This is a genomic window from Aeromonas sp. R10-1 (assembly GCF_040908465.1).
Lineage (GTDB): Bacteria > Pseudomonadota > Gammaproteobacteria > Enterobacterales > Aeromonadaceae > Aeromonas > Aeromonas caviae.
On record NZ_JBFODT010000036.1, the window covers coordinates 273,914 to 300,227 of the forward strand.

At 58.4% G+C, this 26,314-nt stretch carries 27 protein-coding genes; 9 read left to right on the top strand and 18 right to left on the bottom strand.

Translation table 11 applies throughout. From position 1 onward, the window contains the following. Positions 1-38: 38 nt before the first annotated feature. Positions 39-1,091: a DNA polymerase IV gene (gene dinB / locus AB5Y93_RS18860; RefSeq protein ID WP_368230094.1), complete on the bottom strand. Its 1,053-nt coding sequence runs from the start codon at positions 1,089-1,091 to the stop codon at positions 39-41. Between the two features lie 192 nt (positions 1,092-1,283). Here dinB and AB5Y93_RS18865 point away from each other — a divergent pair, with 192 nt between their 5' ends. Next, the gene (locus AB5Y93_RS18865; RefSeq protein WP_039040708.1) at positions 1,284-1,496 is read left to right on the top strand and encodes a hypothetical protein; all 213 of its coding nucleotides are present in this window, start codon (positions 1,284-1,286) and stop codon (positions 1,494-1,496) included. Positions 1,497-1,577: 81 nt separating this feature from the next. Here the strand turns inward: AB5Y93_RS18865 and nqrM are convergent, their stop codons facing one another. The 9 genes from nqrM to AB5Y93_RS18910 form a co-directional block, all read right to left on the bottom strand. Further along, entirely contained in the window at positions 1,578-1,802 is a 225-nt protein-coding gene (gene nqrM / locus AB5Y93_RS18870) for a (Na+)-NQR maturation NqrM (RefSeq protein ID WP_010673371.1), read from the bottom strand. A gap of 11 nt (positions 1,803-1,813) precedes the next feature. Further along, entirely contained in the window at positions 1,814-2,851 is a 1,038-nt protein-coding gene (locus AB5Y93_RS18875) for an FAD:protein FMN transferase (RefSeq protein WP_029313924.1), read from the bottom strand. Positions 2,852-2,854: 3 nt separating this feature from the next. After that, positions 2,855-4,078, bottom strand: a complete 1,224-nt coding sequence (gene nqrF, locus AB5Y93_RS18880; RefSeq protein WP_010673369.1) for an NADH:ubiquinone reductase (Na(+)-transporting) subunit F — start codon at positions 4,076-4,078, stop codon at positions 2,855-2,857. A 17-nt stretch (positions 4,079-4,095) separates the two neighbouring features. Next, entirely contained in the window at positions 4,096-4,692 is a 597-nt protein-coding gene (gene nqrE, locus AB5Y93_RS18885) for an NADH:ubiquinone reductase (Na(+)-transporting) subunit E (RefSeq protein WP_005303538.1), read from the bottom strand. Between the two features lie 3 nt (positions 4,693-4,695). After that, complete coding sequence (locus AB5Y93_RS18890; protein WP_005303545.1) at positions 4,696-5,328, bottom strand: NADH:ubiquinone reductase (Na(+)-transporting) subunit D; 633 nt, start codon at positions 5,326-5,328, stop codon at positions 4,696-4,698. Next, positions 5,321-6,109, bottom strand: coding sequence for a Na(+)-translocating NADH-quinone reductase subunit C (locus AB5Y93_RS18895; protein ID WP_039040709.1), 789 nt, complete (start codon positions 6,107-6,109; stop codon positions 5,321-5,323). The genes AB5Y93_RS18890 and AB5Y93_RS18895 overlap by 8 nt, the downstream gene beginning before the upstream one ends. After that, entirely contained in the window at positions 6,099-7,328 is a 1,230-nt protein-coding gene (locus AB5Y93_RS18900) for an NADH:ubiquinone reductase (Na(+)-transporting) subunit B (protein WP_010673367.1), read from the bottom strand. Before AB5Y93_RS18900 ends, AB5Y93_RS18895 begins: the two co-directional genes overlap by 11 nt. A gap of 3 nt (positions 7,329-7,331) precedes the next feature. Further along, entirely contained in the window at positions 7,332-8,675 is a 1,344-nt protein-coding gene (locus AB5Y93_RS18905; RefSeq protein WP_069785570.1) for a Na(+)-translocating NADH-quinone reductase subunit A, read from the bottom strand. A 419-nt stretch (positions 8,676-9,094) separates the two neighbouring features. Continuing rightward, entirely contained in the window at positions 9,095-9,403 is a 309-nt protein-coding gene (locus AB5Y93_RS18910) for a BolA family transcriptional regulator (RefSeq protein WP_010673364.1), read from the bottom strand. A gap of 207 nt (positions 9,404-9,610) precedes the next feature. On the opposite strand from AB5Y93_RS18910, the gene AB5Y93_RS18915 reads away from it, so the two are divergent. The 6 genes from AB5Y93_RS18915 (at position 9,611) to AB5Y93_RS18940 (ending at position 14,803) form a co-directional block, all read left to right on the top strand. After that, positions 9,611-10,744, top strand: a complete 1,134-nt coding sequence (locus tag AB5Y93_RS18915; protein WP_368230096.1) for a methyltransferase — start codon at positions 9,611-9,613, stop codon at positions 10,742-10,744. Between the two features lie 24 nt (positions 10,745-10,768). Continuing rightward, on the top strand, positions 10,769-11,341 hold the full coding sequence (locus AB5Y93_RS18920; RefSeq protein WP_368230098.1) for a YajG family lipoprotein: 573 nt from the start codon (positions 10,769-10,771) through the stop codon (positions 11,339-11,341). A gap of 14 nt (positions 11,342-11,355) precedes the next feature. Beyond that, positions 11,356-11,907, top strand: a complete 552-nt coding sequence (locus AB5Y93_RS18925) for a peptidylprolyl isomerase (RefSeq protein WP_010673361.1) — start codon at positions 11,356-11,358, stop codon at positions 11,905-11,907. A 114-nt stretch (positions 11,908-12,021) separates the two neighbouring features. Further along, complete coding sequence (locus tag AB5Y93_RS18930) at positions 12,022-12,351, top strand: hypothetical protein (protein WP_042864276.1); 330 nt, start codon at positions 12,022-12,024, stop codon at positions 12,349-12,351. A 187-nt stretch (positions 12,352-12,538) separates the two neighbouring features. After that, complete coding sequence (locus tag AB5Y93_RS18935; protein WP_041215845.1) at positions 12,539-13,840, top strand: MFS transporter; 1,302 nt, start codon at positions 12,539-12,541, stop codon at positions 13,838-13,840. Between the two features lie 156 nt (positions 13,841-13,996). After that, on the top strand, positions 13,997-14,803 hold the full coding sequence (locus AB5Y93_RS18940) for an outer membrane protein OmpK (RefSeq protein ID WP_039040713.1): 807 nt from the start codon (positions 13,997-13,999) through the stop codon (positions 14,801-14,803). Between the two features lie 102 nt (positions 14,804-14,905). On the opposite strand, the gene AB5Y93_RS18945 is transcribed toward AB5Y93_RS18940, so the two are convergent. After that, a complete protein-coding gene (locus AB5Y93_RS18945) occupies positions 14,906-15,388 on the bottom strand; it encodes a YajQ family cyclic di-GMP-binding protein (RefSeq protein WP_010673357.1) in 483 nt (160 codons plus the stop codon). A gap of 358 nt (positions 15,389-15,746) precedes the next feature. On the opposite strand from AB5Y93_RS18945, the gene AB5Y93_RS18950 reads away from it, so the two are divergent. Both AB5Y93_RS18950 and AB5Y93_RS18955 read left to right on the top strand, forming a co-directional pair. After that, on the top strand, positions 15,747-16,694 hold the full coding sequence (locus AB5Y93_RS18950) for a ketopantoate reductase family protein (protein WP_201888485.1): 948 nt from the start codon (positions 15,747-15,749) through the stop codon (positions 16,692-16,694). A gap of 30 nt (positions 16,695-16,724) precedes the next feature. Continuing rightward, a complete protein-coding gene (locus tag AB5Y93_RS18955; RefSeq protein ID WP_368230100.1) occupies positions 16,725-17,300 on the top strand; it encodes a DJ-1 family glyoxalase III in 576 nt (191 codons plus the stop codon). Between the two features lie 117 nt (positions 17,301-17,417). Here the strand turns inward: AB5Y93_RS18955 and AB5Y93_RS18960 are convergent, their stop codons facing one another. The 7 genes from AB5Y93_RS18960 to hcp1 all read right to left on the bottom strand — a co-directional run. After that, positions 17,418-18,149 carry a hypothetical protein gene (locus AB5Y93_RS18960; protein WP_368230102.1) on the bottom strand — a complete coding sequence of 244 codons (732 nt, stop codon included), beginning with the start codon at positions 18,147-18,149 and terminating at the stop codon, positions 17,418-17,420. Beyond that, positions 18,149-18,346 carry a hypothetical protein gene (locus AB5Y93_RS18965; RefSeq protein WP_323950463.1) on the bottom strand — a complete coding sequence of 66 codons (198 nt, stop codon included), beginning with the start codon at positions 18,344-18,346 and terminating at the stop codon, positions 18,149-18,151. The genes AB5Y93_RS18960 and AB5Y93_RS18965 overlap by 1 nt, the downstream gene beginning before the upstream one ends. 388 nt (positions 18,347-18,734) lie before the next feature. After that, entirely contained in the window at positions 18,735-19,541 is an 807-nt protein-coding gene (locus AB5Y93_RS18970) for a hypothetical protein (RefSeq protein ID WP_368230104.1), read from the bottom strand. After that, positions 19,541-22,711 carry a T6SS effector BTH_I2691 family protein gene (locus AB5Y93_RS18975; protein WP_368230106.1) on the bottom strand — a complete coding sequence of 1,057 codons (3,171 nt, stop codon included), beginning with the start codon at positions 22,709-22,711 and terminating at the stop codon, positions 19,541-19,543. Before AB5Y93_RS18975 ends, AB5Y93_RS18970 begins: the two co-directional genes overlap by 1 nt. After that, positions 22,708-23,577 carry a DUF4123 domain-containing protein gene (locus AB5Y93_RS18980; protein ID WP_368230108.1) on the bottom strand — a complete coding sequence of 290 codons (870 nt, stop codon included), beginning with the start codon at positions 23,575-23,577 and terminating at the stop codon, positions 22,708-22,710. The genes AB5Y93_RS18975 and AB5Y93_RS18980 overlap by 4 nt, the downstream gene beginning before the upstream one ends. After that, positions 23,577-25,622, bottom strand: a complete 2,046-nt coding sequence (locus AB5Y93_RS18985; protein WP_368230109.1) for a type VI secretion system tip protein VgrG — start codon at positions 25,620-25,622, stop codon at positions 23,577-23,579. Before AB5Y93_RS18985 ends, AB5Y93_RS18980 begins: the two co-directional genes overlap by 1 nt. A gap of 353 nt (positions 25,623-25,975) precedes the next feature. Beyond that, the coding region (gene hcp1 / locus AB5Y93_RS18990) for a type VI secretion system effector Hcp1 (protein ID WP_368178236.1) at positions 25,976-26,314 on the bottom strand (339 nt) is incomplete at its 5' end.

A 26,314-nucleotide genomic window follows, 5' to 3' on the forward strand; every position in this document is an offset into this window, starting at 1 on the left:
AACACTGTATCGGTTTTGGATACAAAAACTTAACTAAATCAGCAGAAATCCAGGCTTAATTGATTGATTTCACCCTCTCCGGGCAAACCAACGACCAGACCGAGCAGGCGAATGGGCTTTCCTTGAGCCCGTTGCAGTCCCTCGTGCAGCAGATCGTGGAAGCGGGCCGCCTGATAACTCCCCTTGCGATAGACGGTGGTCTGGTGAAAATCGGCAAACTTCAGCTTGATCCCCTGCCCCATCAACATCTCCGCAGAGCAGGCCTTGGCAAAACGCTGCTCCAGCTCGGGAATGAGCCGGCTGAGCACCTGCCAGCAGGCGTCCTCGTCCAGCACATCGCTGGCGAGCGTCGTCTCCACACCGATGCTCTTGCGCACCCGCCGGGCCTGCACCGGCTGATCGTCATGCCCCCAGATGCGGCCGGCCAGCATCTCCCCGAGCTTGCCGAAACGGGCGATCAGCTCCTCGTTGCCGAGCTGGCGGGCATCTTCGCACGAATACAGCCCGAGGGACTCCAGCCGCTCTGCCGTCTTGCGGCCGATGCCGGGCAGCTTGCCAAGGGGGAGCTGGCGCACGAACTCGTCCACCTCCCGGGGGCGGATGACGAACAGGCCGTCAGGCTTGCGCTGCTCGGAGGCGAGCTTGGCCAGAAACTTGTTCGGCGCCACACCGGCCGAGGCAGTCAACCCAAGCTCGGCGCTGATGGCGGCACGGATCTCCGCCGCCATCAGGGTGGCGCTGCCACCGCAGCGGGGACTCAGGGTCACGTCGAGATAGGCTTCATCGAGGGAGAGCGGCTCCACCTGCTCGGTGTAGCGCAGGAAGATGGCGCGCAACTGGCGCGAAGTTTCTTTGTAGACGGCCATCCGCCCGGGGATCAGCACCAATGGCGGACAGAGCTTTCTGGCCAGGGCGCTCGGCATGGCGGAGCGCACCCCGAAGCGGCGCGCCACGTAGTTGCAGGTGGAGATGACCCCGCGTCGGTCGGCGGCGCCACCAATGGCGAGCGGCACCTCCCTGAGGGCCGGGTTGTCCCGCATCTCCACCGCGGCGAAGAAGCAGTCCATGTCAATGTGAATGATCTTGCGCATGGCCGTGTCTGTTGCTGTGTCGGTGCCGGTCGCGTGGCCACCAGGGGGACGGCCTGCCGACGACACCACTGTATAGATAACCAGTCAATTGAATCATGCTACCCCACCCCTGTCATTTCTACCAGTCTGCACGCGGGCGCGGCGGCATAGACTCTCAAGGCCACATCCACACGAGACTCAAGGAGGAGAAGCATGAGCATCATCCGGGCGGGGCTCTGCCTGCTGCTGTTGCCGCTAGCGACCATGGCCAAGGATCACCCAACAGCCGAATGCAGCTGGCTGTACAAGCGCATCGAGATACTGGAAACCGCCATCAGGCAGGGGGATGAACTGGGCACCAGGGAGGAGCTGGCAAAGCGAAAGAAAGAGTTCAAGGCAAAGGCATGCAGCCAATATGACTACTGACCCCATGCCACATAAAAAAACGAGCCGACTCAGAGGTCGGCTCGTTTCGTTGCACAGCTGCCTTCAGAGCGATATCCGCCGTTAGATGATGCGGTTGTCCACCAGCATCTTGCGACGGGCCTCTTCCTTGGCCATCTTCTTCTTGCGGTTGTCGCAAGGCTCGGGGCAGTCGCACTCCTTCTCGATCCCGATGGAACCCAGGCCGCCACAGGAGCCGGAGATGGACTTGCGCTGGAAAATGTAGCCGATGGCCATGGCCACCACGACCATCAGAAACACCCCGAAGGTGATCAGAAAGATCTGCATGTAGTTACCCCTTACTTCTTGACCAGATATGGTTTGAAGGCATCCGAATAAGCCTCTTCGAACCCGTCATCCGTCTTGGTGATGGTGAAGATGGCCAGCCCCCGTTCCTTGGCATAGGCCAGGCTCTTCTCCGGCCCCATGACCATAAACACGGTCGCCAACCCGTCTGCTGTCATGCAGGAGGGGTGGATGACGGTCACCGACACCAGGCGGTGCTGGATGGGCTTGCCCGTCAGCGGATCCATGGTGTGGGAGAAGCGCTTGCCGTCCAGCTCGTAATAGTTGCGGTACTCGCCCGAGGTGGCCACCCCGTTGTCACCGGGCAGGATCACCTCCTGTACTGAACCGGCATTGACGGTCGGCTTCTCGATGGCGACACGCCAGGGATGCCCCTTGCCGTTGACACCGTTGATGCGCAGCTCGCCGCCTATCTCCACCAGATAGTTGCGCGCCCCCTGGGACTCCAGGTACTCGGCCACCTTGTCTACGCCAAACCCCTTGGCAATGGCAGAGAGATCCACGTAGAGGTCCGGGATGTCCTTTTGCAGGGTATCGGCATCGGCAGAGGTTATCACATGCAGATTGCCAAGGCCCGTCTTCTGCCGGGTCTGGGCGATCAGCTCGTCGGACGGCACCTTGGTCGGTCTGGCATCCGGCCCAAAGCCCCACAGATTGACCAGAGGACCGACGGTGACGTCCAGCGCCCCGCGGCTCTCGCGGCCAATGTGAATGGCCTCGGTTACCACCCGTGCGGTATCGCGGGAAACCACCACAGGGGTATTGCTCTTGTGCTGGTTGAAGCGTGACAGCTCGGAATCCGGGCGATAGGTCGACATCTGATCGTTGACCCGCTCCAGCAAGACGTCGACCTCGGCTTGCAGCCTGGCGGCATCCTGAACAGCGCTATCTGCCACCTTGATGGAGTAGTAGGTACCCATGGTGCTGCCGGTGATGTGGATCTCCGGCTTCGATTGGACCGTTTCCTGACCGCACCCAGTCAAGAAAAAGGCTAGCCCGAAGGCTAGCCAGGTCTTTACAACGCTGTGCATGGATTAACCACCGAAGTCATCCAGCAGGATGTTCTCGTCTTCAACACCGAGGTTTTTCAGCATGTTGATGACGGCGGCGTTCATCACGGGAGGCCCGCACATGTAGAACTCGCAATCCTCAGGCGCCTCGTGGTTCTTGAGGTAGTTCTCGAACAACACGTTGTGGATGAAGCCGGTGTAGCCATCCCAGTTGTCTTCCGGTTGCGGATCGGACAGGGCGACGTGCCACTGGAAGTTGTCGTTCTCGGCCTGCAGCATGTCGAAGTCTTCGACATAGAACATCTCGCGCTTGGAACGGGCACCGTACCAGAAGCTCATCTTGCGCTTGGTCTTCAGACGGCGCAGCTGGTCGAAGATGTGGGAGCGCATCGGCGCCATACCCGCACCACCACCGACGAACACCATTTCGGCGTCGGTGTCCTTGGCGAAGAACTCGCCGAACGGACCGGAGATGGTCACCTTGTCACCGGCCTTCAGGCTGAAGATGTAGGAAGACATCTGACCGGGAGGGGCAGTCCAGTTGCTGGGCGGCGGGGTTGCGATCCGCACGTTCAGCATGATGATGCCGAACTCTTCCGGATAGTTCGCCATGGAGTAGGCACGGATGATCGGCTCGTTGACCTTGGACTCCAGCTCGAAGATCTTGAAGCGATCCCAGTCGCCACGATACTCCTCGGGAATATCGAAGTTCTTGTACTGCACGTGGTGGGCAGGCGCTTCGATCTGGATATAACCACCGGCGCGGAACGGCACGCTCTCGCCATCGGGGATCTGCAGCTTGAGCTCCTTGATGAAGGTGGCCTTGTTGTCATTGGAGATGACGGTACAGTCCCACTTCTTCACGCCGAAGATCTCTTCCGGCAGCTCGATGTCCATGTCGGAACGCACGGTAACCTGGCAGGCCAGACGCTCGCCATGACGGGCTTCGCCCTTGCTGATGTGATCCAGCTCGGTCGGCAGGATGTCGCCGCCGCCGGATTTCACACGCACCTTGCACTGACCACAGGAGCCACCGCCGCCACAGGCGGAGGAGACGAAGATACCACTGCCGGCGAGCACGCCAAGCAGCTTGCCACCCGCCGGGCTGGTCACAGCCTTGGCCGGGTCGCCGTTGATGCTGATTGTCACGTCACCGGCGGTCACCAGCTTGGACTTGGCGAACAGAATAACTGCCACCAAGGCCAGCAGGATCACGGTGAACATGACCACACCCAGAATAATTTCCATCTATATTTCCTTTCCGATTACAGGGAAATACCAGAGAAGGACATGAAGCCCAGCGCCATCAGACCCGCGGTGATGAAGGTGATGCCAAGGCCACGCAGGCCTTCCGGAACATCGGAATATTTCATCTTCTCGCGGATCCCTGCCATCGCGACGATGGCCAGCATCCAGCCTGCACCCGAACCCACGCCATAGACCACGGACTCAACGAAGTTGTAGTCACGCTGCACCATGAAGGAGACGCCACCGAAGATGGCGCAGTTCACGGTGATGAGCGGCAGGAAGATACCGAGGGCGTTGTAGAGGGCCGGGAAGTACTTGTCCAGGGCCATCTCCAGGATCTGAACCAGGGCCGCGATCACCCCGATGAAGGTGATGAAGCTCAGGAAACTCAGATCCAGACCGGATACCAAGGCACCGTCTTTGAGCACGTAGTTGTAGATCAGGTTGTTGGCCGGGACGGCAACGGTCTGAACCACGATAACGGCAATCCCCAGCCCCATGGCGGTCTTGACCTTCTTGGACACCGCCAGGAAGGTACACATCCCCAGGAAGAAGGAGAGCGCCAGGTTCTCGATGAAGATCGAGCGAATCAACAGACTGATATAGTGTTCCATACCTTAATCCTTCGCCTCTACCTGCTTGGGATCCTTGGTGCGCACGCCCCAGATGATCAGACCAATGATGAAGAACGCACTCGGCGGCAACAGCAGCAGGCCGTTGGGCACATACCAGCCACCATTGTTCACCAGCGGCAGCAGCTCGATGCCGAACCAGGTGCCGGAGCCCAGGATCTCGCGCACGGTGGCCACGGTCAGCAGCACGGCGCCATAACCCAGACCGTTGCCGATACCGTCCAGGAAGGAGGGCAGCGGGGCACTCTTCATGGCGTAGGCTTCGGCACGACCCATCACGATACAGTTGGTGATGATGAGGCCGACGAACACCGACAGTTGCTTGGAGATGTCGTAGGCATACGCCTTGAGCACCTGGTCAACCACGATAACCAGCGAGGCAATCACCGCCATCTGGGCGATGATCCGCACGCTGTTCGGGATCTGGTTGCGGATCAGAGAGATGAACAGGTTGGAGAAGGCGGTGACCGCGGTAACGGCCAGCGTCATCACGAACGCCGTCTTCATCTGGCTGGTAACGGCCAGCGCGGAACAGACACCCAGCACCTGCAGTGCGATGGGGTTGTTGCCGAGCACAGGCGTCAACAGCAACTTTTTCATTTCGCTCTTGTCAGCCATTGTTGATTTCTCCTGCACGTACCTTGGCCAGGAAGGGACCGAAGCCCTTGGGGCCCATCCAGAAGTCGAAGGTGTGCTGTACACCATTACCGGTCAGGGTTGCACCAGACAGGCCGTCGATTTCATGCTCGGAACCAGCCGGAGCATGGCCCTTGATCACCCGCAGCGCAGGCTGACCGTTCTGGTCGAACAGCTTCTTGCCGACGAACAGCTCGCGCCAGGCCGGGTTCTCGATCTCGCCACCCAGACCCGGGGTTTCACCGTGGTCATAGTAGGTGATGCCCTTGATGGTCTGACCGTCGGCCGCGACCGCTACGAAGGCATACATAGTGGACCACAGACCCTGGCCGTAGATCGGCAGGATGATGTTGTCGACCTTGCCCTCGGCATCTTTGGCGAAGAACACGGGAACCAGCTTGGAGATCTGACGCAGGCCGGCCTTGTCGTCGGCCGGGGCCAGACGGATGCTCTTGGCCGGATCCTTGGCGGCAACCTTGGTGTCGAAGTTGTCGGCATCGCCGTCAACGAACTCACCAGTGGTCAGATCCACCAGACGCGCTTCAATCTTGTCGCCATAGAGCTGGGCCAGGTCACGCTTGGCCACGGCGCTGATGTCGACGCCGGCGACGGACAGGATGTTGCTTTGCTTGTCCAGCGCCTTGTTTTCCAGCTGGGCCGGACGCAGACCCACGGCGGCCACGGAGACCACGATGGAGCAGACCAGACACAGACCGGTCACTACGGCGAGAGTGCCGGTAGTAGAGTCTTTATTAAACGCCACGTGCGATCCTCCGCTTGATGTTCGCCTGTGCCACGAAATGGTCAAACAAGGGGGCAAACAGGTTGGCGAACAGAATGGCCAGCATCATGCCTTCCGGGAATGCAGGGTTCACTACCCGGATCAGCACCACCATCACGCCGATCAGGGCGCCATACCACCACTTGCCCTTGTTGGTGAAGGCAGCGGAAACGGGGTCGGTCGCCATGAAGGCCATGCCGAACGCGAAGCCACCCAGCACCAGGTGCCAGTGCCACGGCATGCTGAACATGGGGTTGGTATCGGAACCGATGACGTTGAACAGCAGGGAGGTCGCGACCATGCCGACCATGACGCCGGCGATGATGCGCCAGGAGGCGATGCGCATGTAGACGATCATGGCTGCACCGATGAGGATCATCAGGGTGGAAACTTCACCGATGGAACCGGGCAGGTTGCCAAGGAAGGCATCCATCCAGCTGATGGCTTCACCGGTGGCACCGTTGATCAGCGCCATCTGGCCGCCCTGGGCCCACTGGCTCAGTGCGGTTGCGCCGGAGAAGCCGTCAACGGCAACCCAGACCGCATCACCGGAGATTTGACCCGGGTAGGCGAAGAACAGGAAGGCACGACCCGCCAACGCCGGGTTCAGGAAGTTTTTGCCGGTACCACCGAACACTTCCTTGGCCAGCACCACACCGAAGGTGATACCCAGGGCAGCTTGCCACAGGGGCAGCTCGGGCGGCACGATCAGGGCGAACAGGATGGAGGTCACGAAGAAGCCTTCGTTGATCTCGTGCTTGCGCACCATGGCGAACAACACTTCCCAGAAACCACCGACGATGAAGACGGTGATGTAGATCGGGAAGAAGTGCGCCGCACCGATCAGCATCTTGCTGCCGATGCCGGCGACGGCCGGATCCAGCGAGGCACCGAACAGGGTGGCCAGGGCGTATTGCCAGGAATCGGCACCGGCCGCGCTGCCCATGTGGGCGATAGCGGCGATAGACTGGTTGCCGACGTTGTACATGCCCCAGAACATGGCCGGGAACACAGCCAGCCACACCATGATCATCATGCGCTTCAGATCGATCGCATCACGGACATGGGCGGCATTGCGGGTCACGGAACCCGGGGTATAAAACAGGGTGTACGCCGCTTCGAACAAGGCATAGTACTTTGCGTACTTGCCACCCGGCTCGAAGTGATGTTCCATATTTTCAAGAAGTTGCTTGAAACTCATCGCTTAACCTTCCAGTTCGATCTTGGTCAGGCACTCACGCAAGACGGGGCCGTACTCTGTCTTGCCGGGGCAGACGAAGGTACAGAGCGCCAAATCTTCCTCATCCAGCTCCAGGCAGCCGAGCGCCTGCGCGCTGTCGGTATCACCGGAGATCAGATCCCGCAGCAGCAGGGTCGGCAGGATGTCGAGCGGCATCACACGCTCATAGTTGCCGATAGGCACCATGGAGCGATCACTACCGTTGGTGGTGGTAGTGAAGTTGATGAGTTTGCCCTTCATCAGGTGAGAGAGGGTGGTACGGGTGATGGAGAACTTGTTGGCACTGGGTTTGACCCAGCCCATGAACTCTTTCTCACGGCCTTCGCCCAGCACGCTCACCTGGTTGTGGAAGCGACCCAGGTAGTCATGGACCCCTTCGGCCTTGGCACCGCTCAGCAGGGAACCGGAGATGATGCGGTTTTCGTCCGCACGCAGCTCGTTGTTGGTCAGCTGGCTGAGGCTGGCACCCAGACGGGTACGCAGCAGACGCGGCTTGATGACGTTCGGGCCAGCCAGGGAGATCACCTTGTCGGTAAAGATCTGGCCGGTGGTGAACAGCTTGCCGTAAGCGATCACGTCCTGATAGTTGATGTGCCACTGCACCTTGTTGGCACCGACCGGATCCAGGAAGTGGATGTGGGTGCCCGGCAGACCGGCGGGATGCGGACCGACGAACACGGCTTCCTTGACCTGGGCCAGGGAGGAGTGCGGCAGGCTGGCTTCGCCCTTGCAGACGTGGACGGTACCATCGGTCAGGCGGGTCAGCACGGCCAGACCGTCGAGGAAGGCCTGGGCCTGTTCCTTGATGATCAGCTCCGCACTGGCGGCCAGCGGATTGGTGTCCATGGCGGTGACGAAGATGGCGCGCGGGGTGGAGCCCACGGCCGGCACCTTGCTGAACGGGCGGGTACGCAGCGCGGTCCATTGGCCTGATGCGACCAGGATCTCCTGCACCTTGCTGCGCTCGAGCTGTGCCAGCTCGGCGGAGGCAAAATGCGCAAAGGTCACCTGCTCGTCGGACCCATCAATGTCGATGACGACGGACTGGAGAACACGCTTGGCACCACGGTTGATCTCAGAAACCACACCGGTGGCAGGGGCCGTGAATTTAACGCCGGGATTCTTCTTATCTTCGAAGAGCTCCTGACCTTTAATGACGCGATCACCTACTTTGACAAACATAGTAGGACGCATCCCCACGAACTCTTCGCCGAGTGTAGCAACACGGGTGATGGCCGGGCCATCGTAGATTACTTGCTCCGGAGCACCCAGCACGGGGATGTCCAGTCCTCTTTTAATTGTAATCATACTCACTTGCACTACCGTTAAGGGAAGACAGGTTGGTTAGCGCCGAGAAATACATCACGACGAGTTGTTGAATGAGCCCGTCAACATCGCGGAAAGCTGTCGAAGAAATAAACAAATCAGCAACATACAGGATCATTCAAAAGCGCCTGAGTTTACCACCTTAGGCGAGTTAGCCGCCACGCCAAATGGGGAAAATCCCCGCCCTATCACAAAATTAACCTTCACTGAATATTTCGCGCACGTCCTTGCAAACCGTGGTTTTAAAGGACTTTTCGCAAAACTAACCATATAGAGGTATTTTTCAGGCGCAAGGAAAAGGATTAGAAAAAATAATGCTACACCCCTCATCCCTGGCGGCACACCATTCGTGATAGCGCTGTTAATGGCCCGAGGAAGGCGCCATCAGAAGGTACAACGGCTCACGCAAAGGGGGATTTGCTGACGCAACCCGGCGTCTTTGGCGCCTGCTCCCGGGCCTGCCACTCGGATTCGGTATAGGTATGCAGCGCCAATGCATGAATGGCTCCCGCCAGCTCGTCGGCCAGCACCCCGTTCACCTGACGATGGCGACCCAGCAAACGCTGTCCCTCAAACGCCTGGCTCACCACGACTACCTTGAAGTGGCTTTCGGAGCCCGGTGCCACCCTGTGCATGTAGCTTTCATTGATCACTTCCAGGTGGCTCGGGGAGAGCGCGGCGGCCAGCTTGGCCTCTATCTGTTGTTGCATGCTCACGGTAAGGACTCCTCGTTGAATATCCGGCCATTGTAGCCAGGGTTGTGCGCCCGATGCATCAGGTACGAAGGATCCGCTCGCTCTCGCCGCACCGGACTGGTGAATTTCTCCGCCGCCGCTAGAATAGCGCCACTTTCACCGCTGCCGGGCAACACGGGGCAGACGGTCGCCATTCATCAATCACACGTTGGACTCTTGCCTATGCAAACCCTGCTCGACACGGCCCACTGCCGCCTGACCCTGTATCGTTACCCACGGCAGAGCCAGGACCCCCTGCAGGCCTGGGATGCGGCGGACGAGTACCTGATAAGCCACCTTGCCGAATCGCAGCAGGCACCTGACGGCCCCGTCATCATCATGAACGACGGCTTCGGCGCCCTGGCAGGCTATCTGCATGCCCACGCCCCCGTCTGCGTGACCGACTCCCACATCAGCGAGCGGGCCACCCTGGCCAACCTGGCGGAAAACGGGCTGGCTCCCCACGCCATCACCCTGCAGGATGCGCTGGCCCCCCTGCCCGATGCCCCCGCCCTGGTGGTGATCAAGGTCTCCAAGTATCAGGCGCTGCTGGAGCAGCAACTGCTTGCCCTGCGCGGGGTCGTCACCCCCGCGACCCGCATCATTGCTGCCGGCAAGGCCAAGGACATCCACACCTCCACCCTCAAGCTGTTCGAGAAGTATCTGGGGGAGACCCGCACCTCACTCGCCTGGAAGAAGGCACGCCTCATTCATTGCACCCCGGCCGCCGAGCGCCCGTCCCTGACCAGTCCCTTCCCGACCGTCTGGCCGCTGGAAGACACCGACATGCTCATCCACAACCATGCCAACGTGTTCTCGCGCACCAGCCTGGATATCGGCGCCCGCTTCATGCTGGACAACCTGCCCATCCACAGTGCCCGCAGGGTGATCGATCTGGGATGTGGCAACGGCGTGCTCGGGCTCTCCCTGCTGGCACGAGACAGCGAGGTGGAGGTGACCTTCATCGACGAATCCCGGATGGCGGTAGCGTCCGCACGGCTCAACGTCGAGCACAACCTGCCCGATGCCCTGCCCCGTGCCCACTTCATGGTCAACAACTGTCTCGATGACGTTTCCGTCGGGGCAGCGGACAGGATCCTCTGCAATCCCCCCTTCCATCAGCTGCAGGCGATCACCGATCACATCGCCTGGCAGATGTTCAGCGACGCCCACCGGGTGTTGCCTCAGGGGGGCGAACTCTGGATAGTAGGCAACCGTCATCTGGACTATCGCAACAAACTCAAGCGCCTGTTTGGCAACGCACAAGTCGTTGCGTCGAACAGCAAATTCGTTATTTTGAAAGCCATCAAACGCTAAAGATAAAGCTAAAGGAAACCCATGATGAAAAAGTCACTCTTGCTGCTGGCCGCTCTGGTATTGGGCGGTTGTGCTACTCACTGGCCCGAGAGCGCCCTGCTCAACCCGCAAGTCATCCCCTCCAACCAGCAGTACTACTCCGGCAACCGCATCACCATGGAAGGGGTGGACAAGCGTGAAGCCGCCTATGTCTTCTCCATCAAGAAAAAAGAGAAGGCCCCTGTGCTGGTAAACAGCAGTCAGCCTCTCAACAGCCTGCTGGCTGAAAAACTGGCGGAAGGGCTGCGCAGCCAGGGCCTGGAAGTGGGCAACAGCGGCACCACCAACCTGACGCTGGCCATCTCCACTGCCGCCGTCACCGTGGAAGAGAAGACCTTCACCTATGTCACCAAGTCCCGCGTCAGCCTGCAGGTGATTGCCGACTTCCAGGGCAGCAAGCTGACCAAGCAGTTCAACATGTCCTCCAGCAAGGAGGGCCCGGGCGAGCCGAGCATGGCCGATCTGGAATCCACTCTGAACCAGCAACTGAGCAGCGTGCTGCAGCAGATCATGGCCGACGAGGCGCTGCGCGGTTATCTCAAGGGCCAGCCGAGCTGAGCGAGGACATATAAATGAAGAAACTCTGGTTACTGGTCACCCTGATAGCCCCCCTGGCTTTTGCCGGTCAAAAAGTCCAGATGGAGACCAACCATGGCACCATCGTCGTGGAGCTGGCCCCCAAACAGGCGCCCCAGACCGTGAAGAACTTCCTGCGCTACGTGGCTGACGGCAGCTATGACGGCAGCCTGTTCCACCGGGTGATCCAGAACTTCGTGGTGCAGGGTGGGGGCTACAACCAGCAGTTCCAGCCCCTGCCGACCTTCGATCCCGTGGTCAACGAGTCCAGAGGCGGCCTGCCCAACAAGCGCGGCACCATCGCCATGGCCCGCACCCAGGCGGTCGACAGCGCCACTCGCCAGTTCTATTTCAATCTGGTGGACAACGACAACCTCAACGCCAATGCCGGCGCCGGTTACACCGTGTTCGGCCAGGTCGTGAAGGGGATGGAGGTGCTGGACAAACTGGCCCAGGTCCAGACCGGCTACAGCTCCATCCTGCGTGCCAACGACGTCCCCACCAGCCCCATCATCCTGAAGAAAGTGGTGCTGCTCGCGGACAAATAACGCGGCCCGGATCACATTCCACCGCGTCCCTGAACGGGTCACCAATCTCTTTTTCTATACTCTGCTCCCCGATGTGTGCCACGCATCGGGGAGCAGAACCAGAAGGAGGAGCCGGTGACCTGTCATGATTACATAACCCAACACGCCGGCCCGCTGGCCCAGGCGGTTCGCCATTTTCTGGCACGCAAGATTCCCTATCAGCAGCTGGAGGACTTGAGTTGGCAGCTCCTCTCCCACTGGCAGGCGCTCTGCGTGATCCCCATGGACAAAACCCCCGCCAACGCACAGGAAGGAGTGTTCTGGCATCTGCTTCACAGCCTGCACCTGTGGGATGAGCAGCGCCTCCTCTGTGATGACGCGCTGCGCCTGCAACTCATGGCCTGCGCCAATTTTCTCGCCGACGAGGGCCCCTGCCCGCACCACTGCATCGGCTCGCGCCCCTGAAACCTGCCGCCCGCCACTCGGCTTGCCTTGGCTACGCCTGCCGAACCTGACAAAATGACCCCCTTTTCCCAGAGGAGTCAGGCTGTTGAACAATCTCCGCCCGCCCAGCCACACACCGGGCCGCGCCACCCGCTGGCGAGATGCCCTCGCCGTCTATCTGGAAGCGCGGGTACTCATCCTGTTCGCCATGGGATTCTCCTCCGGCCTGCCCTTGCTGCTGGTCTTTGGCACCCTCTCGTTCTGGCTGCGCGAGGCGGATGTCAGCCTGACCGACATCGGTTACATGAGCTGGGTTGCACTGGCCTACGGTTTCAAGTGGCTGTGGTCGCCCCTGGTGGATCGGCTGCCCCTGCCCCTGCTGTCACGGCTGCTTGGGCGACGACGCAGCTGGATGCTGTTCTCCCAGGTGCTGATCGCCCTCTCCCTGGTGGGGATGGCCTATTGCGATCCCAAGACCCAGCTCGCCCAGCTGGCCCTCTTCGCTCTGCTGGTGGCCTTCTCCTCTGCCACCCAGGACATCGTCATCGACGCCTATCGCATCGAATCTGCTCCCGAGCGGCTGCAGGCGGCCATGGCCGCTTCCTATATGACGGGGTATCGACTCGCCATGATCATGGCGGGAGCGGGGGCACTGGCGCTGGCGGCCTGGCTAGGCAGCAACAGTGGCTATGACTATCGCGGTTGGCAGCTCACCTATCTGCTGATGGGAGGGCTGATGTCTCTTGGCATCCTCACCACCCTGATGAGTCACGAGCCGCAGATCGATCTCAAGAGTCAGGACGAGCAGCAGATGGCGCGCAAGGCCACCCTGCTGGCACGGGGTTGGTCCCCCACGCTGGCCGGGCTGGGGGCCTGGACCTACGAGGCGATCTGGTGTCCCTTCGCCGACTTCTTCCGCCGCTACGGCTCCTCGGCCCTGCTGATCCTGGGGCTTATCGCCTGCTATCGCATCTCGGACGTGGTGATGGGGGTGATGTCCAACAGCTTCTATGTGGATCTGCAGTTCAGCAAGACGGAAGTGGCCACCATCACCAAGGTCTATGGCGTCATCATGACGCTGGTGGGGGCCGCGCTCGGGGGCGTGCTGGTGATGCGCTTTGGCACCCTGCGCATCCTGTTCCTCGGCGCCGTGCTGACCGCCAGCACCAACCTGCTGTTCGCTCTCCTCAACGAAGTGGGCCACAACCTGGAGCTGCTGACTCTGATCATCTCGCTGGACAACCTCAGCGCCGGCATAGCGACGGCTGCATTTGTGACCTATCTCTCGAGTCTCACCAACGTCGCCTTCTCCGCCACCCAGTACGCCCTGTTCAGCTCCATCATGCTGTTGCTGCCCAAGTTGCTGGCGGGGTTTTCCGGTCGGGTGGTGGAGCAGATCGGCTACAGCCACTTCTTCATCGGCACCAGTCTGCTCGGTATTCCGGTGATGATCCTGATCATCATGGTTGCCAAACGAGGCAGCACCTTGTCACCACAAACGCACAAATAGCAAGCGTTTGCGCATTTTAGGGGGTGATTAGATTCACAAATCCTGACAAAGTTCCCTGGTGCTTGTTTATCCGTTGAATTTATTTGGCTAGAATCCCTTCCGCTCCTTGTGGGCAGGCTACGGAAAACCTCAACTAACGCACAAGAGACCAATAAAATGGCCAAATTTACCAAGACTCTGATCGCTGCCGGTCTGCTGGCTGCCTCCGCCACTCCGGCCTTCGCTGCCGACTACAGCGGCGACATCCACAAGAACGACTACAAGTGGTTCCAGTTCAACGTGATGCACACCATCGATCAGCTGCCCTACGCTGAGTCCGAAGGTGGTTACAACGATACCTACTTCGAAATGGAGTTTGGTGGCCGTTCCGGTATCTTCGATCTGTACGGTTACGTCGACGTATTCGACATCTTCCAGAACCGTCACGACGACAAGCACAACCAGGACAACCTGTTCATCAAATTTGCACCGCGCATCTCCATCGATGCCATGACCGGCAAAGATCTCTCCTTCGGCCCGGTGCAGGAAGTCTACATCGCCAACCTGATCAACGTAGGTGGTCCGGATGGTCTGTTTGAAGCCATGACCGGTCTGGGTGCAGACGTCATGGTGCCCTGGTTCGGCAAAATGGGCATGAACCTGTATGCCCGTCACGTCAATGAAGGCGGTGGCGAGCAGGGCTGGAACGGCTATCAGTTCTCCATGAACTGGTTCAAGCCTTTCTACACCTTCTCCAACGGCAGCTTCGTAGCCTATCAGGGTTACCTGGATCACCTGTTTGATGCCAAGGACACTTCCACCGACGGTACCGCCATGTTCAACGGTCTGTACTGGCACTCCGACCGCTACGCCGTCGGTTACGGTCTGAAGTACTTCAACGACATCTACGGCATCCAGAACGGTTCCTACGGTCTGAAGACCACTGGTTTTGGCCACTACTTCTCCGTGACCTACAAGTTCTAATCGAACTCGTCACACGGATACAAAAAACCGGAGCAGCTGCTCCGGTTTTTTTATGCCCTCATGCTGGCAGTAGGGGGAGAGCCGCGCCCTCCCCGTTCGCCATCAATCGCGGAAGTTCTGGAACTGCATCGGCTGGCCCAGTTCGGCGCCACGCACCAGCGCCATGGTCTCTTGCAGATCGTCGCGCTTCTTGCCGGTGACCCGCACCTCGTCGCCCTGGATGGCGGCCTGCACCTTGATCTTGGAATCCTTGATGAGCTTCACCAGCTTCTTGGCCACTTCCTTGTCGATCCCCTGCTTGAACTTCACGGTCAGGTGGAAACGCTTGCCGGAGTGGACGCTGTCACCCACGTCCATGGAACTGTTCTCGATCTGGCGCTTGAGCAGGGCGCCGCGCAGGATCTCGACCATCTGCTTGAGCTGGAAATCGGCGTCGGCTTCCAGCTTTACTTCTTCCTTGTTCAATTCGAAGCTGGCTTCCACACCACGAAAATCGAAACGGGTCGCCAGTTCACGGTTGGCGTTATCAACGGCGTTCAACACCTCGTTCATTTTGACTTCAGAGACAATATCGAATGACGGCATAGCCGGGCTCCTCATGCTGTACTTCAGGTTGTGCTGACAGGTGGGCAAATCTACCAGAAAACGGGCAAATTTGCTGATTTCGATGGGATTGCTCTGCTAGAATCCCCTGCGCACAGGAATGGTGAGACCCGTTAGAACCCGTCCAGGAGCGGTCGCGAGAGGTCCGACACTCGGTGAAGTGCAGCCCAGGAACCCGTGTGGTCATGCATACATGAGGCTCCCTGGCTGCGCATGAACCTTGAGCACGACCCGGCAACCAGCTCATGCACCGGTTCCAGGTATTCACCAAGCGACATCTTCCCTTATCCCGGGTTGGCGGTTGACAGGATGGCAGCCCTTCCCATGATCGAGCCTCTTCATGCCAAGCGGATTACGCGACAACAACCTGAAAACACGCCGTCACCCTGTCTCTCCCGAGTGGACCTTGCTGGGCTGCGGCGCCCTGGGCGGCGTCTTCGCCTCCCTGTTGACCCAAAGCGGCCAAGCAACCCGCCTCCTGCTGCGCGAGCGCCATCGTGCCACCTTGCACCCCGGCGTCGACTTTACCTCCCTTGAGGGGCATACCCAGCTCCTGGCCATCGAACGCGCCTTCATCGACAAGCCGGGCTGCATCAAACGCCTGCTGGTGATGACCAAAGCGGGGCAGGTGATATCGGCCCTCACTCCTCTGGTCGGGCAACTGGCGGCAGGGGTGCCCATCGTGCTGCTGCACAACGGCATGGGGATCGCCGATCAGGTGGTCGCACTCTTCCCCGACAACCCGGTGATCGCCGGCGTCACCAGCCATGGCGCCATGCAGAGCGGCCACTTCGTGTTCCGCCACACCGGCAAGGGGGAGACCTGGCTGGGCCCTGTCAACGAAGCGGCCCGTGCCCATGCCCACCTCGCCGACGAGCTGGCCAGCGCCCTGGGTCAGGCCGGCTGGGATGAGCAGATCCTGACACGCCAGTGGCAGAAACTCGCCGTCAACTGCGCCATCAATCCCCTCACCGCGCTCTACAAGCTCAAGAACGGCGAATTGGCTGGTCCGCGTTTTGCCGATGCCCTGCAGCAAATCTGCGTGGAAGTGGCTGACGTCATGCGGGCCGAAGGTCAGCCTACCGGCAGCGAAGAGCTGCTACGCCGCGTCATGATGGTGGTGGAGCTCACCGCCGACAATTACTCTTCCATGTATCAGGACATGGAACAGGGCCGCGAGACCGAGATCGAAGCCATCACCGGCTTCCTGCTGAACAAGGCCGCCCTTCACGGTATCGCGGTGCCGGTCAATCAGGGTCTCTATCAGGCCGTCAAAGAGAAGCGCTGAGCAGAGCAGCTGGCAAGCAAGGAGTGCAAGATGAGCGTACTGGTACTGGTGGCCCCCGGGTCGGAAGAGATAGAGACGGTTGCCATCGTCGATACCCTGGTTCGGGGTGGCATCGATGTGGTGCTGGCCTCCTGTTGCCCCACCGGAGCGCGCCAGATCCGCGCCTCTCGCGGGGTGCAACTGGTGGCGGATTGCCATCTCGACGAGCTGACCACCCGTGACTTCGATGCCATGGTCGTGCCGGGCGGTCTGCCCGGCAGCGAAGTGATCCGCGACACCCCCCTCGCCATCGACCTGCTACGGGAGCAGGCAGGCCTCGGCCGCTGGCGCGCCGCCATCTGCGCCGCACCCGCCGTGGTACTGCACCATCACGGCTTGCTGGGGGATGCGAGCACCACCTGCCATCCGGGCTTTCAGGCCCGTCTGCCCGCGACACAATTGAGCACGGCGCGGGTAGTGACCGATGAAGCCCATCGCCTGATCACCAGCCAGGGCCCGGGTACCGCCATCGAGTTCGCCCTCGAGATAGTACGGGTACTGCGAAGTGACGAGGCTGCTCACGCGGTGGCCGGTCCCATGATCCTCCCCCCTTCGGTATCGCCATAACCGCATCGGGCACTCCGATGAAAGCGACAGAGCCCCCTTGCCAGTGGCAAGGGGGCTCTGCTTTGGAGGCTCAGACGGTATGGAGATGGTCCTCACCTGACAGGTAGAATATAAAAGTCAGGTCATTGGATGACCTTTAATATGCTTTATTTCGGCACATCGAATCTGCCCTTTTATCAGTTCAACAATCTTTTCAAAATCTTCAGATTTACAATATAAATTATCGCTATGTGAAATTTTAAATGGCGTTGATTCAAACCTTAATGCTTTCTTTCTATTGGAGATGATTAACGTATAGTCCCAATCTTTTTTAAACATGGTCTCATGCTCTGACACTTCACGTTTAAAATCAGTGAAAAATATTGCAGAAAGAGCCATCCCGCCAGCACCAACCAAGGCTAATGGCCCCAACACGGAAACGGCCATCACACATATTGCCATTGCCAACCAAGCAAGACCATGCACTATGGTATAGGCTGCCTCTGGAATAGCATCCTGATAGGTGACGATAACACCTTCCGTTGTGAGGCGGTAATGATAGTTTTTATCTGCCAACCATAAGTAACGAGTAAATGCCGCAACTATTGCCCCCATGATAATAGGAGCCCAACCAGCATCATCATCACTATACACTAGCCATATACCAATAGACATCATAATACCAACGGGGATTGAAATGACTAGCCAAACAAAAGGTGTTTCTACCCTAATATTCCACTCATGTAGCGTAGGGGCTTCACGCACTTTCTTCTGATTAGCATCGAGAATGCGCTGTTGTTCTTCCTGCGGTAACAGATGAAAAGGGGTCTCCTGCTCGCACGCTTCAACTACCTCGTTTACCTTATCCATTATTTATTCCCTTGCTTGCCGACCACCAACGCGGGCATGGTACCCAGATCACCGCTACTGCTATTCAATGTGACAAGGCCGCTACTGCTACTGCTGCCCTTGAAAATAAACTCCCGCTGAATCATGCCCCCGAGATAGCCCAGTTCCAGTTTGATAGCCGAATTGGTATCCACTCCCAGCGGCAGGGAATAGACCATGTCATCTCAGCGCCCTCGTAGCGTCGCTATCATCTTGGGTTGCATCGCAGCTTGATAGCGCGCCAGCTCCTCCTTGGTGCGCACCGCTACCATCTGACCAGCTCTCGCAATTGGCTGGCCGATGACCTTCAGGCCTATGGTCTGCCCTCGCAAGTGCGCAGGGAGTGAGAGTTGCAACTGTCACTAGGAACGACCTGTGTCCATCCAGCCCTAAGGTGCGGTGCGTACCACAGTCAAACTGCCCCCTGGCTTATTGACCAGCATTTCAAAAGGAACCAGATCATCTACGATAGACTGATTGCACCAGAGTTGATTGAAATTACCACTTTTTTGACACCAATAATTTCTCTATAACTGTCACATCTGACAAAAGTATTACTCGAAGGATTTACTTATTGATCTCATCCAGCCTTCTTGGCGTGCCAACATCCAATACACCAACGGGAGCTCTGCGAAGAGATAATTCACTTTTAAACTCTCTATATTCATCACACCCAAGTTCTTTCATTAAACTTGATAAAATCCTATATAGTTCACCTTCATTGCAATATAAATAAGAGAACTCAAACCAACTGAATGGAATGATATCAAAGCGAATAAGGCTTCTATTTTTCACAACTTTCACAACATATTTTTTATCTTTATTAAAAACCGTGTATTCAACTGATACTTTCTTTTCGAAGTTAGTAAAAAAAACAGCAAAAAGTGCCATACCACCTGCACCAACCAGTGCTAACGGTCCCAATACAGCCATAGCCATCACGCAAACCACCACCCCAAGCCAAGCCAAGCCACGCACTATGGTGTAGGCCACTTCAGGAATGGCATCATGATAAGTGACGATTAAGCCTTCTGTCGTCAGCCGGTAATGGTAGTGTTTATCCGCCATCACCAAGTAACGTAAATAGAGCGTCATCACTATCGACATACCGACCATCATATAAACAAAAGCCAAATCATTATCTCCAGCAAACCATACCGCAGCACCTCCAAATAGCATCATTGAGCCAACGACTATTAATATTATTAGCCATGCAAATGCGGTAGATACCCGGATATCCCATTCATGAAGAGTTTGTGCCTCACGCACCCTTTTCTGATTGGTATCGATTATGAGTTGTTGCTCTTCCTGCGGCAGCAGATGAAAAGGGGTCTCTTGCTCGTTTGCCTCAGCTACTTCATTCGTGTTGTTCATTATTTATTCCCTTGCTTACCAACGACTAGGGCGGGCATAGAACTTAATTCACCGCTGCTGGAATTCAAAGTGATAAGTCCACCACTGTTGCCGTTGCCCTTGAAGACAAATTGCCGCTGTACCATGCCACCCATATATCCCAGTTCCAACTTGATGGCACTATTGGTATCGACCCCCAAAGGCAAGGTATAGACCAGACCATCCCAACGTCCGCGTTGTGTCTCCAGCGTCTTGGGCTGCATGGCTGCCTGATAGCGTGCCAGCTCCTCTTTGGAGCGTACCGGCACCATCTGGCCAGCTCTGGCAAGTGGTTGAGAAGTGACATTTAACCCTATTGTTTGTCCTCGCAAATGGGCGGGGAGCGAGAGTTGCAACTGCCACTGGGGGCGACCAGAATCCATCCAGCCCTGAGGCCTGGAGCGAACCACAGTCAAGCTGGCCCCAGGCTTATTGACCAGCATTTCAAAGCGAGCCAGTTCATCTTCGGCAGACCAATTGGCAGGCTGCTTTCCCCAGGTGGATTGCAGCAACCATTTCTCCAGATCCGAGCGTTTAAAGATATTCAGCAGCACTGTCAGTACCAGATAGGCCGCGCCCAATACAAATAACCCAACCGTCATCCAGGGTGCAAAAATCGCTGCTATGGACAAGCCACCCAACCCATTGATACCTAAGAACACCAGCTGGGTAAAAAAGATCCCCCCCTGGCCTAACAATACGACCGCTTTCATCTGCAAGAGTGTCTTTTCCGTATCACTTATCAGGGGATCTCGACTAGCCTGGAAGGTATCCCACATCTCTGCCCCTGCAGCCACCATTCCCAATCCAGCAAAAGCTAACATCCGCATAGAGAATGACTTAATTAAAGCTCCACTCTCACTTCCCAGCACATCACTAATAGGCAATGATGTCAGTGTTTTACCGTTAATTACTAGAGGTTTTAGCTTCTCCCATGCAGCCCCCTGATAGAGCGCGGCGATGGCATTGCCCGTCCAGGCAAAGGCCGAGCCCAGCTGCATATTTGCCCGTTCCCGACCGATGGACTGGGCGTTTTGCGCCGTCCCTGCGATGACCACTGTCAGATTCCAGAGGTTGAGCAGGGCAACCAGCCCGCCAAAGGTCGCCAGATTGGGAATTCTCTCGTTCATGGCCGTGATGCGTTGATTCACGCCGCTACGTACGCTCGCCAGATAGTCACCAACATATTGTCTGGCTTGTTGCTGGTAGAGATCACCTTTCAGCTTCACCAGCAGGGGCATTTCACTGGCAATCAGGGTATCAAGCTGTTGCTGCAAGGTTTTTAGCTGACCGTTGATGGCCTTCACCGTGGTGCGGCGCCCGGGAGGAGGAGAGCTGATGGCCGACATCTCCTTGACTATGATCCAGACCTTCTGCTGGAAGCGGTTGTGGAGCATCCGATAGTCTCGGTTGACCTGCAGCGGCTGGTCGCCGAGCAGGGACTCCAGCAATACGAGTCTGAGGTTGCCCGCCAGGCTGTTCTTCCAGGCATGGGGCAAGATGGCCGCCATGATCTGGGCGTGGGCCCCCTTGGCCATGGATTTTCCAGCCACTTTCATGGCTTCAATGACGGCTTCGATCGTCTGGAACCAGGACTTTTGCTTGAATCTCTCGTCCCCCAGTAGCGTCTCCAGATCAGCCGTTCTGCCATAGAGGGCTGTCATATCCCCAGAGGAGGTGCTGAGCCAGGCATTGTCTACCGTCAGCTCGCTCAATCCCTTGTGCAACGCGGCATCAAAGCCATAAGGGGCCAGCGCCAGCAAGTTGTCGCGGCTCTTTTCGCCCAGCAGTTTCTCCAGCGCTTTCTTCCTCTCCTCCGTGCGGCAGCTAAGAGAGAGAACCGGCCCGGCCTCGGCAAACAGGGTCTGCAGATAGGCTTGTCCCTTGGGTGTTCTGTTGTCCAGACCAAAGGGCAGCGGATCGGCCTTGAGGCGGGTCACACCGTTGAACAGGTCTTCATGAGCCCGCGTCAGGGCCAGATCCAGCTCATTGAGTGGCACCTGATACTGCTTGATAAAGGCATTGAGCCCGCTCCAGTTGACCTCATCCTGGAAGGCTGCGCGCTCTTTCCATTGGGAAACCTGTTTTTGGGATGGATTGAAACCATATTGTTCCCGCAAGATTTTCAGCTTCTCATCAGCCCGTTTCTCCATGGGGGAGTTGAACCGCACCATCCCGGGCTCTGCAGTCATGCTCTCCATGTCGGCGAGGTAGCGATCCCCAAGATAATCATCCAGCGCCTCTTCAAAGGCCTGGGTCCTGGCGACATTTCCCCTGACGGAGGCGGGCAACTCCTTCTCGTCGAGCCGCACCCTGGCCAGGTTGCGCGTGACCTCCGCCATCATCAGCTTGTGGCTGTTGACCTTGATGGTGGCATCATCTTTCCCCAGCAGTGCTTCGCGCTTGGCGAGCAGTTGATTGACCTTCATGGAAAGGTCGGCAAGGTCGGCCAGCGGGTCCTCCAGAGCGACCACCATGGCGCTCTTGGGATCCGGTATGCCCGCCTTGTAGGCGGTCGGCGAACTCGCAGGTTTGTGAGCCAGCAACTTGATCCCCTGCTCGTCCTCTTCAGCAGGCTTGGCAAGGGGGGTAGAAGAAAGCACAAATCCCTTGTTGGACATCCCCAGGTCCGCAACCTTGTCGAGCACATCTGGCAGACCGCAATGAGGGGCCTTCATGGTGCTGGCAAAACTGCCCAGTTTCACCTGCCGCATCCAGGTGGTGCGCAAACCGCCGCTCTTTTCCATCTCATGCTTGATACGCCCCGTCCAGCGCTGGGGAGAATAAGCGAGGGAGAGGGTATGGCTCGCCGGGTAGAGCAGATGCCCCTTGCTTCCCTTGCTCTGGCTGATGAAGGTCGCTTCCTTTATCTCGTACTCATCAAATGTCTTGGTCTTTTCGTCATACACATAGAGCCAGCCATCACGCAACTGGCGCAAGGCATAACCGCTCTCTTTCAACTTGAGAGGCACCACAAAGCCTGCTCCGGCGGGGACTGGGTGAGGCTGCTTTTGTGGCGGGGAGAACGGCTCATCCAGGGCATAACGCACCGGGATGATGGCAATCTTCTTGTTCTTGAGCGGACAGACTCCTGCCGGGCTCTTGCTGTCGGTCGTGTTTGCACACTGGGCGGCTTGATTGGGCGTACTCATGCGTCTTGATCCTTGTTGCTCAATGCGGCAGCAAGCTCGGCGGCCTGCTCGATACGTTGCGAAGGGGTCTGGGGCGAACGCTGGGTAATCAACGCCTTGATCCGGGGATGCTCATCTTCATCAAACCAGCCACTGCCGAGATACCCCATCACATTGAAAAACAGCAGCAGATCCCGCTCGCTCTCGAATCCCTGGGCATAGGCGTAATCAGCCCAATGGGCAATCCAGGCCATGGGTTCTGGCAGCGTCTGCATGCGAGCCCCAAACCAGGTGTGCATGTGTGCTCTTATCCCATCGAGTGTGTTCAACCAGCTCACCTCTCCCAGACGGCGCCACTGCACGTCGGAAAGTCGCAGGCGCTCCCCAATGGGGGAGCCCATTCCAGGCGCGGCAACCTTGTGCTGCCACACCAGCCCCTCCCCTTGCCGGGTCGGGATCCAGACTTGAGCCACCCCCTGCCAGAGCCAGGGTTCATCATCCATAAACAGCCGCCACATGGTCTCCGGCATGGCCAGCTTGAGCAAAATCCTGCTGCCATAGGGACTCTCCACCTCGATAAGCCCACGCAGTCGCTCGGCCAACGGCAACAGAGAAAGAGGGGACGATAACAGGTAACCCCATGATGCATCGCGGTTTTGCATAAACCAATCCAGCAAATTGGGCGTTGCACAGACCAGACAGGGGCTCACTTCTCGCAAGCTGTCCCAGGGGGCGTGAAGGTAAACAGGCTGATAGGAAGGCGATGGGTCCTGCTCGAACAACGCGCGCTCCAGCGCGGGAATGCGCGCCCCATCGAGCAACAGATAGAGTTGCTCACCGCTGTTCAGCTCGATGTCGGGACGCTCTGCGACGAAAGCCATGGCCATCAGCCACCACCCTCCTGTCTGGCCAGTTGCTCACAGATCTCGCACACAGGTTCGGCAGACTTGAGCGTCGCAATCTGACGTGCGGGGTCCATGGGAGGTGGTGGCGCCACCACTTCAACCGCTCCGGGCTGGATCGGCATCTGGCCACCCCAGCCAGAGCCAGACCCCGGGCTGCCGCCTGAGTTCATCTTGATGGAGCCGCCCGAGAGGGTGACACCGCTCGGGTCGATTTTGACAAAGCTCCCCCCCACCTTGAGGGTCAGCTCGGCACCCGCCTCCATCACGATCTTCATGCCCGCCTTGTGGTGTACCTCGCTTCCCGCCTCCACCAGCAGGGACTGCCCCAGTTTCTGGTGCTGGCTGGCATCCACGGTCAGGGAATAGTCGGCCTTGATGTGATCCCGTTTTTCACCGTTCACAGTGAGGTGATCATTGGCCTTGATGCGGGTCACCCGCTCATTGTCGATGTCCCTGTGTTCGTCGTGCTTGATATGCCAGGCAGCATCGTTTTCGATAAGCACATTCAGGTCTTTCTGACCGTGGATGTAAATCTCTTCCTTGCCCGCCTGGTCTTCAAAGCGCAGCTCGTTGAAACCCTCCCCTTGGTGGGTCTCGGTGCGCAGCACGGTGCGAGTCTTGTTGGCAGGCAGCTCATACGGCGACCGGTTGGTGGCGTGGAAGGTGCGACCGGTCACGATGGGCTGGTCCGGGTCCCCCTCCAGGAACGAGACGATAACTTCGTGACCGATGCGTGGGATGGCCATCATGCCGTATTGACCGCCGGCCCAGCCCTGGCTCACCCGCACCCAGCAGGAGCTCTGGTCGTTGGAGCTGCCATATCTATCCCACGGGAATTGCAGTTTCACCCGGCCGTGCTCGTCGCAGTAAATCTCCTCACCGTCGGGGCCCACCACCATGGCAATTTGCGGGCCATCCACCATGGGCTTGTGAGGGGCCTCCGGGCTGCCGATGCGCGCTCGCCAGGTGGTGCTGGCTTTCACCACCCCGAACTCGTTGTGGTAGACGGTGGGGCCGCGGCCCCCCTCCTCTTCCAGCGCCTGGGGCTGTTCGCCGGTGTGCTGGATGCGCACCACTTGCCAGTCGGTGTTGAGGCTACCGTTGGGATGTTCGGTGAGCGAGAAGCTCTGCCCCGGCATAAGGGCTGCGCTATTCGACTTGCCACTGCCCGCCACAGCATCATTGCGCAGGGCATCCAGCCGGTGCAGGGCAAACGCCTTGCCGCTCTGGTCCGCTTTGTAGCGACCCGGATAGTCGAAGTGCTGGTAGGTGTCCCGTTGGTGCTCGAGCTCTGCGCCCTGCTTTTTGTGAGAGAGACCATAAGCCGGCGTCTTGAAGCTGTAGTCTTTGAGCTCCACATCCGACGGGCGCACCGCCTCCCGATAGTGGAACTGCCGCACATAGGGGCCTTGCTCAAGGGAACGATTGCCGAGGTTGAAGAAGAGCTCGGGGCCTTGAGTCAATGCGGCTGCGTCGTCGGCAAAGACGATGCGGTGCTTGCCCGCTTCAAACTCGTGGAAGTAGAACATCCCCTCTTCGGCGGCGAGGCGGTTCACAAAGTCGAGGTCGGTTTCCCGGTACTGAACACAGTATTCCCGCTGGGCATGCTCGTTTTTGAGCGCAAAGGCGTAATCGGTGATGCCGTGCTCTTGCAACAGGATGGAGAGGATTTCATCGGGCTTTTGCGCCTGGAAGATGCGGGAGTTGTGGCGAAGTGACAGCCGCCACAGGGCCGGCTGCACCATGAGCTGATAGCGGGTGCGGCGAAAACCGCTGTCACCCTGCGCGAAGTCACTGACCACCCCGCACACCCGGCGCTGCAGCTCGCCGTTGTACCACACCAAGAGCTCGCAGGGCTGGTCCAGCACGGCGCCAAAGTCGATGTCGGGCTGGGCACTTGCAAGCTCAAGGCGCAGGTTGAACGGCCGGTTCAACGCCTCATCCAGTGCAAACTCGGCCACCACAAAGGTGCTCTCGGGCAGGGCCCCCACCTTGACGGTAAATTGTAATCCTGTGCTGTCTGCCATGAGGGCTCCTTAACCTGCCAGTTCGCAGCCCCGGGAGCTGCACGGATGACGTCTGAGATCAGGCGCGTCGCAAGATGAGTCACCATCGCCATCAGCATCGCGAGGGAAGGCACGGTGCAAACTGAGAAGCGCCGCTTTCATCTGACAAGGCAATCGTGGGAGATGGTGCGACCGGCCTTCGTTGTGCTTTGCCATCCAGCCGCCATGCAGCCGGATGGCAAAACACAAAAGCTCCGACCACATCCGGTTGAATGGGTCGGAGAAAGCTTGCACGGGTCTGGTGACAGCTGACACGGCAGTCATCAGGCCCTGGGGTGCACTACAAGGAACAACGGCAGTCAATAAATCGGTGATCAGGCCTCGATCGGCGCGCGCCAGTCATCCGCACCAGAGGTGCCGGCAACGGTGTGCTCCCAGTCGATCTTGCGGTAGGCCATGGAGACCTGGATCAGCTGGGTGAAGTCGGACTTCGCCGGATCCTGGCAGTGGGGCATCTGGCAGTCGATGTCAACGATGGTGGCATCGGTCAGCACAGTGCTGAAGAAGTGCTCCTGCTTGCCCTCGACGGAGGTGCGATACCACTTCAGGGTCACTTTCGGCAGCATCTCGCCGGAGGCCAGGGAGTTGTACATCAGCGGCACGGCCTTGTTCAGGGCAACGGTGAACTTGAACGGCTTGTGGACACGCTGACC